Source organism: Bacillus sp. JUb11, from assembly GCF_024807925.1.
Classification (GTDB): Bacteria; Bacillota; Bacilli; order Bacillales; family Bacillaceae; genus Bacillus; species Bacillus altitudinis.
Map to the genome: position 1 here is coordinate 258,310 of NZ_JANUEZ010000004.1, position 12,452 is coordinate 270,761.

At 43.6% G+C, this 12,452-nt stretch carries 12 protein-coding genes; 2 read left to right on the forward strand and 10 right to left on the reverse strand.

All coding sequences use genetic code 11. The features are described from left to right. The 9 genes from M2369_RS09500 to M2369_RS09540 form a co-directional block, all read right to left on the reverse strand. Window positions 1–1,617, reverse strand: coding sequence for a YceG family protein (locus M2369_RS09500; RefSeq protein WP_168948443.1), 1,617 nt, complete (start codon window positions 1,615–1,617; stop codon window positions 1–3). A 70-nt stretch (window positions 1,618–1,687) separates the two neighbouring features. Beyond that, on the reverse strand, window positions 1,688–2,503 hold the full coding sequence (locus M2369_RS09505) for an HAD family hydrolase (RefSeq protein ID WP_072367525.1): 816 nt from the start codon (window positions 2,501–2,503) through the stop codon (window positions 1,688–1,690). Continuing rightward, window positions 2,500–3,609 carry a cysteine protease StiP family protein gene (locus M2369_RS09510; RefSeq protein ID WP_259254081.1) on the reverse strand — a complete coding sequence of 370 codons (1,110 nt, stop codon included), beginning with the start codon at window positions 3,607–3,609 and terminating at the stop codon, window positions 2,500–2,502. Before M2369_RS09510 ends, M2369_RS09505 begins: the two co-directional genes overlap by 4 nt. Further along, window positions 3,602–4,933 (reverse strand): phosphoribosyltransferase family protein, encoded by a 1,332-nt coding sequence (locus M2369_RS09515; protein WP_041508199.1) that lies wholly within the window; start codon window positions 4,931–4,933, stop codon window positions 3,602–3,604. Before M2369_RS09515 ends, M2369_RS09510 begins: the two co-directional genes overlap by 8 nt. Further along, the gene (locus M2369_RS09520; RefSeq protein ID WP_041508198.1) at window positions 4,917–6,110 is read right to left on the reverse strand and encodes an HpcH/HpaI aldolase/citrate lyase family protein; all 1,194 of its coding nucleotides are present in this window, start codon (window positions 6,108–6,110) and stop codon (window positions 4,917–4,919) included. The genes M2369_RS09515 and M2369_RS09520 overlap by 17 nt, the downstream gene beginning before the upstream one ends. Before the next feature lie 82 nt (window positions 6,111–6,192). After that, the gene (locus M2369_RS09525; protein ID WP_007498342.1) at window positions 6,193–6,972 is read right to left on the reverse strand and encodes a TerC family protein; all 780 of its coding nucleotides are present in this window, start codon (window positions 6,970–6,972) and stop codon (window positions 6,193–6,195) included. A gap of 140 nt (window positions 6,973–7,112) precedes the next feature. Next, the gene (locus tag M2369_RS09530; protein WP_007498343.1) at window positions 7,113–7,691 is read right to left on the reverse strand and encodes a TerD family protein; all 579 of its coding nucleotides are present in this window, start codon (window positions 7,689–7,691) and stop codon (window positions 7,113–7,115) included. Window positions 7,692–7,732: 41 nt separating this feature from the next. Next, window positions 7,733–8,314, reverse strand: a complete 582-nt coding sequence (locus tag M2369_RS09535) for a TerD family protein (protein ID WP_008342133.1) — start codon at window positions 8,312–8,314, stop codon at window positions 7,733–7,735. 20 nt (window positions 8,315–8,334) lie between these two features. Continuing rightward, window positions 8,335–8,937, reverse strand: a complete 603-nt coding sequence (locus M2369_RS09540; protein ID WP_039166394.1) for a TerD family protein — start codon at window positions 8,935–8,937, stop codon at window positions 8,335–8,337. A 417-nt stretch (window positions 8,938–9,354) separates the two neighbouring features. Between M2369_RS09540 and M2369_RS09545 the strand changes: the two genes are divergently transcribed. After that, the gene (locus tag M2369_RS09545) at window positions 9,355–10,347 is read left to right on the forward strand and encodes an LLM class flavin-dependent oxidoreductase (RefSeq protein WP_041508197.1); all 993 of its coding nucleotides are present in this window, start codon (window positions 9,355–9,357) and stop codon (window positions 10,345–10,347) included. A gap of 213 nt (window positions 10,348–10,560) precedes the next feature. After that, window positions 10,561–11,601, forward strand: coding sequence for an acyltransferase family protein (locus M2369_RS09550; protein ID WP_017366554.1), 1,041 nt, complete (start codon window positions 10,561–10,563; stop codon window positions 11,599–11,601). A gap of 19 nt (window positions 11,602–11,620) precedes the next feature. Here M2369_RS09550 and M2369_RS09555 read toward each other — a convergent pair whose 3' ends face one another. After that, window positions 11,621–12,403, reverse strand: coding sequence for a glucose 1-dehydrogenase (locus tag M2369_RS09555; RefSeq protein WP_144679693.1), 783 nt, complete (start codon window positions 12,401–12,403; stop codon window positions 11,621–11,623). Window positions 12,404–12,452: the final 49 nt, after the last annotated feature.

Here is a 12,452-nt window from a genome sequence, read left to right on the forward strand (position 1 = left end):
TTATCGGTTTTTAATGGATTGAAATAACTTTCTCACAATGGACGGCTCTTTAAACTCTTGGTTCATGACCATTTCATCAAGCCAATGTGTATCAAATAATTGATCGTCTATATACCGCTCTATACACTGATAGCCGGCGGGATGATAGACGAAGAGATCCACACCCATTTCATTTAGGAAAATCAGGGCAGCCGCATCAGAACGAGTCAGCTCACCATTATATTCCGTATGGTATAAAATCACTTTCGGTACAGTCTGGGCATAATCAAAGGTTTGAATGAGTTCAATTACATCTTGGTTCATATGCAAAAGCTGCTTGAATAAATAAATACGCACATCTAATTCGGTCTCATGACCTTCTTTTAACAGCTTCGGATGCTGACAAATTCGAGAAATGGCCTCTGCGATCGCACGCTGCGTGCCCTCATACAAATGCGAGAACTGCCACACATTGCTTTTCATTAACAAACCAGGGTCAACCTCTCCTGCTTTAGAAAGTGCATGCTGATAATGAAATTGATAATTCGAAGACACTTCTTGTGTGAAAGGGAAATGACGAATCGTTTTCGTTTCTTTCCCCTCCATTAGCGTATGGATACGGTCCCAATATTCTCGCTTGTCTCTCGTCACCCCCATCATCTTCGCAAAAAGATTCGGAATCTGTATGGTGTCACGGTCTGCTTTGAAATTCGGGCGGATAAACGACCGTTCCTTTGCAATTAAAAACAGCTCATCATACGTTGTCTTTAGCGTAATAGAATGAGGGGTATGATCTCTGAATTGCCATGGCTTATACAGCATGGAATCTTCTGTGTGAAGTACCTCTTCAAGCTCTCTTGTCGAACGGTACGCCACCGTTGATTTCCTCTCAGGCTTTTCAGTAGGGAACGGTTCAAGCTTTGACGTCCCTGGATACTGATCAATAAAAGTCAGCTTTTCTTCTGGATCTAATTCACGAAATTGATCCTTGCCTTCTGGATGAAACAGCACCACATCACAGCCAATCAGCATGACATAGTAAAGAAAATAAAGCTGACTTTTATTCGCCTCTCCATACCAAATGACAGCTGGCATTTTTTCTTCCAAATTGCCTTCCTTCAGCCATGGTCCTAGATGATTATTTGAAAACTTCACTACATCTAGCAGCACGCGGCGGAAATCAGGATGCTGGAATCCCCCTTCATGCAACTGCTTGAAATGTTCAAACACCTGGATTAACGAAAGGCGAATATGCCGGTTCATCACTGGGTTTGGATGACGGACAATGAGCTGTTCACCATCTAAGAAAGCCACAAATCGATTCACGGACAATCCCTTTTCTTCCTGATTGATCATATGAATCCGCTGGAGCGCTTGAAAGTGCTCCGGCTCAATATGCCGGTTGAGGGTTTCACTTAAAATATGCATGCCGGCAGTTTCGTATAATTCATGTAAATAAATAAAATAATCGGTTGCATCATGCGGAGTTCCAAGGACGCGGGCAGCGAGACGCGGCAAGGATAAGGTGTGCTCGTCCTTGACGTAGCCATCTCGTTCAGGGAGCGGCTTTTTCAGCAGGTTTTTCCAGGCTTCCTGTTTCGCCCGTGTCTGGGTTACGTTGATTTCTTTATAGCTCACGCCGCTCCTTCCTTTCTCCTATATTTTCTCGAAAGCTACTACTATCATATCATTCAGCCTTCTACTTCTGCTATCGAATCGAAGGCTTTTTTGCTGTGTTCATCTTCTTTGCGACAGAAGCGGCGATTTCGTCTGCCGCCGCCATGCCAGAGGCTGTCGTCGGTTCAAGCGATAGATCAACATCTAAGACTTCCCCATGACTCGGAGCGAAGCCTTTATCCGCTTGACGTATGAGATCAGCATCTAACAAGGAGTCGCCCGCACCATATACATATTCAAGGTGTAGCCTTTCTTTTAGAAAAGCAACAGCAGCCCACTTATTGAGCGGCTTTGGAATAAAATACAGCTTTCGACCCTGAAGGGAAACTTGCCAGCCTCTCTCCTCACCCCACAGCCTTAATTCAGCAAGCGGAATATGAGAAAGAAACTCGTCTTTCATAATTAAATAAAGAAATCTTCCCTCAGCTGTTCGAGTACGTTTCACCCAAGCGGCAACCGGAAGTTCAGAGATCGCCCGCAGCATATCTCTCACTGGCATACACTCTTGCAGTCTCTCATCTACAATCGCCTGCCACTCCTCAAGTGGCTTGCCGTGATGAAGAATACAGCCGCCGTTTGTCGTGACGGCATACTCTGGTTTGATCTCTTGCTGAAAGAGAGTGATTCGTTCAAATTGTGCTGTCGTTCTTGTCGTCACTGGGATAAACCAGCCTGCTTGATGAATTGCCTGTAAGGAGGCTTTCGTTTCAATCGACACATAGGAAAGCGGCCGGTCGTCCAGCACCTCAATTAATTCGTATGCTCCCTTGTATGCATACTGCTCCAGCATTCGATGTGAGTATATCAGTGTCCGGTCTAAATCACTGGCAAATGCGATATTCTTCATGACGATTGCTCCAACGGGCGGATGAGTCCGCAGCATGTGTAGGACATGTTGGCATATTCAATGACGGGCACGCCTCTGTCCTCTGCGAGTAGTAAAATGTGCTTGAGCTTCTCCCGAGATCCAGGCTGAATGAGTATTTTCCAAGGGACTCTTCTGAGCAGCACACGGGTCGTCTCACCGACGCCCGGCTTAATCAAATGTGTATTGTCTATTTTGAACTCCTGACCAATTGCTTCAATGGAGGTCATCCCCCGCCAGTCAGGAGGCGTTCCTTGTGCGAGCAGAGTCTCTGCTTTCTCTTGTACATTTGCCTTAAGTTCAGAAAATGCTTCTTCAATTGTATTCACGTACAGATTAGAGACATCCTCATCAATGAGCTCTTCATAATACTTGGCCCCATGGAAATCATCGGCTTGGATCCAGCGGTTGTTTAGCACCGTTCGACTAACTAGGCCCGAGACCGTTGAATTCAAGCAGGCACTTGGAATGAGGAAATCCTCTCTCGTTCCGTAAACACTCGTACAATAACCAGGATCAGCAAGCACAGCTAGCTCACTCGAAAGACGAATTCCATACTTCTGTTCAAAATCAAGCACCGCTTTTTGAAGCTCTTTGGAAATAGCACCCTTTCCGGTCCAGCCGTCAATAAAGGCAATCTCAAAACCTGGATGTTCTTTGAGGATATAATGTAGCGCATTTTCATCTATTCCACGGTCACGAATAATAGAGATGCTATAATGCGGCAAATCGAGACCATACGTCTTTCTGATATACCGTTTAATGAGCACCCCGATTGGTGTCCCAGCCCGTGCCAAGCTGCACAGAACGGTTTGAAAGCCTCGCTTTTTCACAATTTGTTCTGCGACAACCGCTACGGCTTCCGCTACCTTTTGCTTACTTTCTTCAAGAGATTGATAGAATAAGTCCATATAAGATGACGTCGGCTTATATTCAATTGGCAGCATTTCTGAGTAATGGGCACCGCTTTGAATAGAGCGCTCCCGCTCTTCTGTACTTTTCTCCATCTCAATCGACGATAAATCCTTGAGTAAGAAGGTTACGTCCTGCTCTGGATAGCTTCCCATCTTTGTATACACGTTAGCCATTCACCTTCACCTCATCTGATAAAGTCACAATATGCACATGCTTCACATGCCGCTCAGCAAATAAGTGGATCAGCGGCATCAAAGCTTCTTGAGACACCTTTTTCTCAAAAAACAAAAAGACATCATCGTACTGATCTTTAGGGATATTGTACACGTAGTGCTGAATGCGGGCATCCTCTGGACTCAAAAATGCGAATCCGTTTTGAACGGCGTACCCTTCCTTTTCAACCGGATGAATCGGACTTCTTGTCGTCGAATGAAAAAGGACACCTTCGCCCATATGAGCTGCAAGTCTCATCGGCACATACATCAATTCTCCTGTTCCTAAGCAGAGTGTCTGTTTTCCTTTTCGTTCTCGCTGAAGCTTCAGCCCAGCCTCAGCAGCTGCTTGATCAATGGCGTCCGTGTCCGCTGCGCTTAAACCGAAACGACCTGTTTCATGGATATACGGCGAATGCCCCGCCGGATTGACTGCGTGGGAAAGTGAATATGGCACTTGCTTAAAGAAGGATTGAAAAGAATGAAAAGAGAGTTCAGGTCTTTTCTCTTGCGCAGCAATTTCATACGAATAAGCAGGCTCATCCAGCGTTGTCCCCCGAAACATCATCTGCCCTTTTAATAAAGATAATGATGTGATATTTACCCCTAGCTCCTCTTGAAGCTGAAGCATCGCTTCCTCGTGCTCCTCTGTTCTCCAATCTAAAATGGATAGAATCGTATAAGAGGATCTAGGGTGCTTTGCGTGCAGATCCCGAATGATATTCATATTTGTCCGACCTGTCGTGACCTCATCATCTACTAGCACAATCGGGCGATCCGTCCGAAGTAAGGCGTCGTCTGCGTAGCAAAGCTGATCTGTCGCATGAGAATGTTCCTCTTCAAATACGAGTGAAGGATCAAGATCCAACAGCTGTTCACGTGTCGTATGAATGTAAGATGCTCCTTCTATGACGTCATACACACCATGACCAAGCGCAGTTGCCGTTTCAGCAAAGCCGATCACAATCGGCTCGTTTACCGCAGAAAGCTTCTCTTTTTTGAGCACAGCATAGGCTTCGGTTAACTTAACATGATCATTCGTTTTTAGTGCTTCTACTATATCGTCTTGATGCGGGGGCGTCTTGCCTGTTTGTTCTTTTGCATAAGCCATTGCCAAAAGACCTGAGATGAGGAGTGGTTTCAACGGGTGAACAGGCATATGTTTCCCGAGCACCTTACTAACAAATAAAAAGGCTCTCTTTTTGTTCACCCGTGCCGCCATGTCAAAAAGATGTTCTTTTTCAAGCTGAAGCGTACCCTCTTTGAGGTTAAGCTCCACCTCCATATGTTCCAAGATGTTCAGCGTATGCGGCTTCTGATTCTGTGAGTATGTCGATATAGCTTCTATTTTCATGAAACACCCCGTAAATGTCTGACTTCATTAAAATGTTTTCCGCCCAGCGATAGTGCGGCTTCGTTTCGTTCATTTTATTAGAGAAGGTACTCTTCATCACGCCGACTGTACCATCTGCATGTTCTAAAATACTTAATGCATCCATGTACTCTTCCTTTGTGACAACGTACATGCTTTGAACTGGCTTGAGATGTGTTGGATGGATGACTGTCTTGCCATGAATACCGTTTACCACATCCAGCCTTGTCTCTTTGAGCAGACCTTGCATATGATCGAGTTCAGATGAGGAAGATTCACCGCTCTTAGAAATTGCACGGATGAATGGATTTTGTTCTTTTCGTGCCGGTCCAAAATGCTCCCATACAGCTCCTGATATCACAAAAGAACGACCAAAATAATTGATGATATCTGTGATCAACTCAGCAATGACTCTGATCTCATAAATGGTGGTCTCGCGATCACGGCGAATGCCGTATAATCCACACAGATCCGTTGCCCCAATGCGAATATTCAAAATATATTCCTCATCATTCAGCATGATCTGCTTTAATTCAGACAACACCTGATATCTCGTTTCTTTTTCTAATAAATCTGATGTTTCTAAAATGGGCATTCCGTATAGTGTTTTCTGAGTTTGTGCTGAAGCCTGTTTCAAACTGTCCACATATTCCTTTGCATTGTGAACGGAGCACTTTGGAAACACAAAACCAGTCAGTAAATGAAGAGAGGGACCGAGCAAATCTGCCATTTTGAGCAACTGTTTGGGCGAACGAACCCGAATAAATAAAAGCGGCAAATGCTCAGCTATTTCTGGAGAGTGATGAATTGTCTCAGAAAGGCAGGTCAATTGTGCCACTATATTCTGTTCAGCCATGTCCACTTCCTGATCACCAATGGCGTCCTCCAAGCAAAACACAACAGAGCAAAGCGCTTCATATTTCTGCGAAAGCAGCATGTCTGCTACATCCTGTCTTGTCGCAGGCATATACAAAGTAGCACCTAATGCATGCGCAAGTACATGCCTTGGCGTCAATGAATGAACTGCCGCCGGCCGCTTTAAAAAAATATCGTGCTGCCTCGTCTCTGATAAAAAACGAAAATATCGCATGCAGTGCCACCTCCTGTTGTAATGACTTGATGATTCAAAAAAGGATGGAGCCGCTAGTCAACTCCATTCCTTTTTGATCGTCCTATTCTTCTTTTGAAGCCGCAGCTTCGTTTGTTACACCTTGATGCTTCTTCTTATTGATTTTATGAACAATAAACGTTCCGATAAACGCTAGGATAATAATCGCAAAGAATGCAAGATGCGGGATTTCAATATGAGCAGCACTTAAGCCCATTTTGATGGCAATAATTCCAATGAGAATAAATGCCGTATTCTCAAGCTCTGGTATCCGGTCGATGAGCACAAGGAATAATTGTGCCACTGTACGCATCATGAGAATTCCAAGCATTCCACCTAAAAGAAGAATCCATACTTCCTCAGATACAGCAAATGCAGCAAGAATACTGTCTACCGAGAAGGCAAGGTCCATAATTTCTACAGAAATAACAGTTGCCCAGAAGACGCCAAATACACGAATCATCCAGCCTTCTTTTTTCAATTCCTTCGCTTCGTCATCTCCGTCACCTAACCAGAAGTGCTTAATGACCAGCCAAGCTAAGTATGCAGCGCCTAGTACCTTAATCCACCAAAACTTAATAAGCAGCATCCCTACGCCAATAAATAGAAAACGGAAGAAATAAGCGCCAATTAATCCGTAGGTTAATGCCTTTTTACGCTGCTTTTCAGGTAAATGTTTCACCATAACAGCTAATACAAGTGCATTATCCGCTGACAACAAACCTTCAAGCACGACAAGGGTCCCAATAAGCCCCCAAGAGACAGGGTTTGTTAATACCTCTGCCCACATATGCCAATCAAAAAACGAGGCATACGTGTCCAACATATGTTTCAAAATGTCCAACTGGTTTTCCTCCTATAAGTGTAGAAGCATCAGCAGGCTTTCGCCTGCTGTTATTCTTGATCGCTGTTTCTTTCTCACTTTGGAAAATACCCTCATATGAGTCATTGGCAGCGCCTCTTGAATGAAGTTGTTTCTTCTCTTTACACTTCTAACCCATAATTTTGACAAAGAGCTGCAAGTCCGCCAGAGAATCCGCTTCCGATTGCGTTAAACTTCCAATCGCTGCCGTGTCTATATAGTTCGCATACGACGACAGCTGTTTCAATTGAGAAGTCCTCGCCTAAATCAAAACGAATCAATTCTTCCCCGCCCTCTTCATTTACAACACGAACAAATGCATTAGAGACTTGTCCAAAATTCTGGCTGCGCGCCTCTGCATCATGAATCGTAACTGTAATTCCGATACGATCAATGTTAGCAGGAATTTTCGAGAAATCAACGAGAATTTGCTCGTCATCTCCATCTCCTTCACCCGTACGGTTATCACCGGTGTGAGTGACACTGCCACTTGGATGCTGCAGATTATTATAGAACACAAAGTCTGTGTCTTGTTGACAACGATTGTTTGCATCTACTAAGAAAGCCGAAGCGTCCAAATCAAATTCGGCTCCGCCTGAATATTTATTCGTATCCCAGCCAAGTCCGATCATCACTTTTGTCAGCCCTGGGTTGGTTTTCGTTAAATCGACACGTTGTCCTTTTGAAAGCTGAATCGCCATATTCGTATCTCTCCTATCTCCTGAAAATATGAAAACGGGCGTTACCCGATATCTAAGCCGAAGTCTGTTGCAATGCGGGCAAGTCCGCCTTGATAGCCTGATCCAACAGCTGAGAATTTCCACTCTCCGCCATGACGGTATAATTCACCTACAATAATCGCTGTTTCAATTGAAAAGTCTTCTGCCAAATCATAGCGAATGAGCTCTTCATTTGATGCCGCATTTAAAATGCGGACGTAAGCGTTAGACACCTGTCCAAAGTTTTGGCTGCGTGCTTCTGCATCATGGATTGTAATGACGAAGGAGATTTTCTCAATACTTGCTGGTACAGTTGAAAGATCAACATTGACCTGCTCGTCATCTCCGTCTCCTTCACCTGTACGGTTATCGCCTGTATGTACGATACTTCCGCCACCGCCAGTTGTTTGATTGTAGAAGACAAAGTCAGATGGAGAGTTTGCTTTCCCTGCTGCATCTAAAAGGAATACGCTTGCGTCTAGATCAAAGTCATGTCCGCCATCATACTTGTTTACATCCCAGCCAAGACCTACGACTACTTTTGTTAAACCTGGATTCGTTTTTGTTAAATCAATTTTTTGACCTTTCGCTAAAGAAATTCCCACTAGGAACCTCTCCCTTCTAATTAAATGTAGTTTCTCGTAATATCGGCAAGCTTCGCATCGTTTGTACCATTTCCTACAGCTACAAACTTCCACTCATTCTCGTGGCGATAAAGCTCTCCAACGATTAATGATGTTTTACCTGCATATTCATCTTTCAAATTATATTTCACTAATTCTTGATTGTTTGAACGGTCAACAATTCGGATGTAAGCATTTTGAATCATACCAAAGTGTTGGTTTCTTCTAAGTGCATCATAAATGTTCACAACGAACACCAATTTATTCACATTGCCTGGCACCTTGCTTAAGTTGACGAGGACTTGTTCATCATCTCCGTCTCCTTCACCTGTCAGGTTGTCACCTGTATGCTCAACACTTCCGCATTTGCTTTTCAAGTTACCAAAGTAAATCAAATCTTTATTTTCAACAAACTTATCATTTTTCAGCATCAGCACTGAAGCGTCACAATCAATATCAGCGCCGCCTCCGCCGCCAAACAGCTTTCCAAAAAAACCGCCGCCTTGTGACACAGGGTCCCAGCCAAGTCCAACTAGAATATTGGTTAGTCCTGCTTTTCCTTTTGTTAAATCAATACGTTGACCTTTTTCTAATGTAATCGCCAAATCAATCACTCCTCCAGCATAATAAAAATCTATTTATTAAGCGATGGACCCTATTAAAATCATCATACATGAAAATTCGACAAAATTCATGAAATGACATTGGAGCCTCTTACTCTTTTTTCTATTTACTAGTATATACGATCTATGTATAAAAGAGGTTTCAATATGATGATATTTTTTTAAAGAAAGATCCATGACAAAAATGATTCATGTCGTAAAAGAAGTGTTTCATGTGAAACATTGTCGAATGTTCCCGTTACACAGCCTCTCGCTTAAAAACAGGGCGCGCATCCACTTCATATGTTGATATAGAAAATTCATGTACATAGCTGTGATAAACCCTTTCATTTCCTTCCGTTCCTGACTTTCTTTATACTTATGGATAGAATTCAACGTAATGATGAAAGGGTGTTGATGATGCCATCACTTCATATATTAGATCAAGTCGCCATCCCTAAAGGCCAGTCCGCACAAGAAACATTGGTTCATACGACAGAGCTGGCCAAGCTTGCGGAAACACTGGGGTATGAGCGATATTGGTTTGCTGAACACCACAGCACGAGAGGACTCGCGAGTACAGCGCCTGAAATATTAATGGCACATATTGCTTCACACACATCGACTTTGCGTACAGGCTCTGGGGGTATTTTACTCCCGCAGTACAGCCCTTTTAAAGTAGCAGAAGTCACCCGCCAGCTTGAAGCCCTTTACCCTGGACGAATTGAGATCGGGGTTGGTAAATCCCCAGGCGGAATTGAACGGACGAGACTCGCTTTGACAGACGGCGTGAAGAAAGAACTATCTCAATTTGACCGCCAGCTGGAGGACCTTCTTTTTTACTTATCTGACAGCCTGCCTTCTGGTCATCGGCATGCAGGAGTGAAAGCGGCTCCGCTCGTTGATTCTTATCCGCCAGTCTGGTTGCTTGGACTCGGGGAAAACAGTGCCATCCAGGCGGCATCACTTGGAATCAACTATATTTTCGGACATTTTATTCATCCTGCACGAGGCCGGCAAGCTTTTGAAGCGTATCTGTCACACTTTTCTCCATCCGTTTTCTCACGTCAGCCTCAGTCTATGTTTGCTGTCTTTGTGCTCTGCGCAGACACAGACGAGGAAGCAAGCCGCATTGCCACCAGTACAGATTTATGGCTACTTCGGGTTGAAAAAGGGCTGGACAGCCGCGTTCCTTCTATAGAAGAAGCAGAGAACTATCATTACACTGAGCAAGAAAAGAAAAAAGTGTTACAAAACCGCCAGCGAATGATTGTTGGCTCAAAGCAAACAGTGAAAGAACAGCTACAAATCTTAATGGACCGCTATCAAACGGACGAGATCATGATATTAAACAATTCATTTGATCCAATGGAAAAACAGCGTTCCTTTGAACGAATCGCAGAACTATTTTGAAGCCAATCTTTCATTGGCTTCTTTTTTTACATTGTCATAAAAAATGGGAAATGTAACATCGAGATGTCAAAAAGCTTCCTTCTGTCATCTGATCGCAAATGTGTCTTCTAATCGTTAGCGAACTGTAAACGCATGGTAGGTGTACCTTTTATATAGTAGAGGTACATATGAAGTAACGGTTTACAATGCTGAGAAGGAAGGAGATGACTGGCCTTGAATAAGCGACTCGACTGGGTGGATGCGGCTAAAGGAATCGGCATTCTGCTCGTCGTTATGGCACATGTACCCATTCCTGATTCATTCAAGCAATTTATATATTCTTTTCATATGCCACTCTTCTTTTTACTATCAGGTATGATGTTTCGATCATCCTCACAACCTGCTATGTCATTTATACAGAAAAAAGCGAAAAGCTTGCTCTTACCTTATCTCTATTTCTCCATTATTACGTACGTTTTCTGGTTCACGGTGACCCGATTTTTCGCCTTTAAGGGGCAAACAGATATTGATCCCTTCGTTCCATTTACGGGAATTTTCATTTCAAATGCCGATGAAGCAAGACTGACGCATAACCCAGCCATCTGGTTTTTAACGACGCTCTTTTTAGTGGAAATGTTGTTTTTCTTAATGCATCGTCTGACAAAAGGAAAACCAGCTGTATTGATTTTACTGACCGTCCTTTGCGGCGGAGCCGGATATGCTTCCACGCTATTGTTAAACCAGAGTCTCCCTTGGAATGCCAACGTTGCGTTAACGGCTGTTGTGTTTTATTCAATCGGATTTTTAGCAAAACAATGGTTTGTGGAATTAAAAACAGATCCTACCCTTCTGTTATGTACAGGTCTGCTTGTACTGACTGCATATATGCAAAGCTTTAATTCACGAATTGATATGCGGGTCAATGACTATGGGGATCTATTCATTTTTTATGCTTGTGCACTGCTCGGTTCAGCTGCTGTCATTTATTTAAGCTTCAAATTGAAAACGTCCACGATATTGACGTATCTCGGACGTCATTCCATTGTGATTCTCGTCCTGCAATTTGCCGGAATCGATATCATGAAGGCATTTGTTTATTACGGACTAGGCATCAATATCTCTGATACAACGCAGCTTTCTTGGACGCTCTTTTATACGATCGGTACATTGCTGCTCATGGTGCCATGTATCTCTTTCTTGAGCAAGTATCCTATGCTGCTCGGCAAACCAGCAAAGTCAGCACACCGCTACAAAGAAAAAACATCCGCCGGCTAATGGGGCGGATGTTTTTCTATTATTCATCATTTAATTGAGAAGGATAAAGCGTCATTCCTCCATCAACAAATAATGTAGTACCTGTAATATAGGCCGCTTCTTTCGATACGAGAAATGCAGCGGCGGACCCAATCTCCTTTGGCTCGCCAAACGTTCTCATTGGAATTTTCTCAAGCTGCTTTTGTTTTTTCTGTTCATCTTGAAGGTCGTCATTTGATTCCGTTGCCATCGTACCTGGTGCAATCGCATTGACCCGAATACCCGCTTCGGCATAATCAAGAGCCAGCGTCTTCGTCATCATATTCATTCCTCCTTTAGAAGTACAGTAATGAACATTGAACGGACGCGGGATCTCTTGATGGACACTGGATATATTCAAGATTGATCCTTTCACATCATGCTCCATCATATAGGCGATTGCTGCCTTTGCTCCTAAAAATGAGCCTGTGATATTCACATCAATGACCTTTTGCCATTGTTCCAACGTCATTTCATGCGGCATTGCTTCTTCACCATTAAATCCCGAATTATTGACGAACACATCTAGTGCGTTAAAATTCTCCAGCGCGGCATCCATTAACGCCTGAATCCCTTCCTCTTTGGAGACATCTGCGTGTACTTTCACCGCCCTACCTCCATGCTGCTGGATGGCTTGTACTGTTTCTTCAGCACCCTCTTCATCACCTTTATAATTCACAACCACGTTCATTTGTTCTTGTCCAAACCTCAAGGCGATGGCTTGTCCAATCCCTTTAGAAGAACCTGTCACAATGGCTGTTTTCCCTTTTAAATCTTGATACATCTTCATTTCCTCCAATCACGTGCTTCATCTTGTTGATACACAATGGTTA

Coding starts and splice junctions, on each gene's coding strand:
- M2369_RS09510 (WP_259254081.1), bottom strand. CDS start 3,609: ATGGCTAACGTGTATACAAAGATGGGAAGCTATCCAGAGCAGGACGTA.
- M2369_RS09530 (WP_007498343.1), bottom strand. CDS start 7,691: ATGGCGATTCAGCTTTCAAAAGGACAACGTGTCGATTTAACGAAAACC.
- M2369_RS09555 (WP_144679693.1), bottom strand. CDS start 12,403: ATGTATCAAGATTTAAAAGGGAAAACAGCCATTGTGACAGGTTCTTCT.
- M2369_RS09520 (WP_041508198.1), bottom strand. CDS start 6,110: ATGCGATATTTTCGTTTTTTATCAGAGACGAGGCAGCACGATATTTTT.
- M2369_RS09545 (WP_041508197.1), top strand. CDS start 9,355: ATGCCATCACTTCATATATTAGATCAAGTCGCCATCCCTAAAGGCCAG.
- M2369_RS09515 (WP_041508199.1), bottom strand. CDS start 4,933: ATGGAGGTGGAGCTTAACCTCAAAGAGGGTACGCTTCAGCTTGAAAAA.
- M2369_RS09505 (WP_072367525.1), bottom strand. CDS start 2,503: ATGAAGAATATCGCATTTGCCAGTGATTTAGACCGGACACTGATATAC.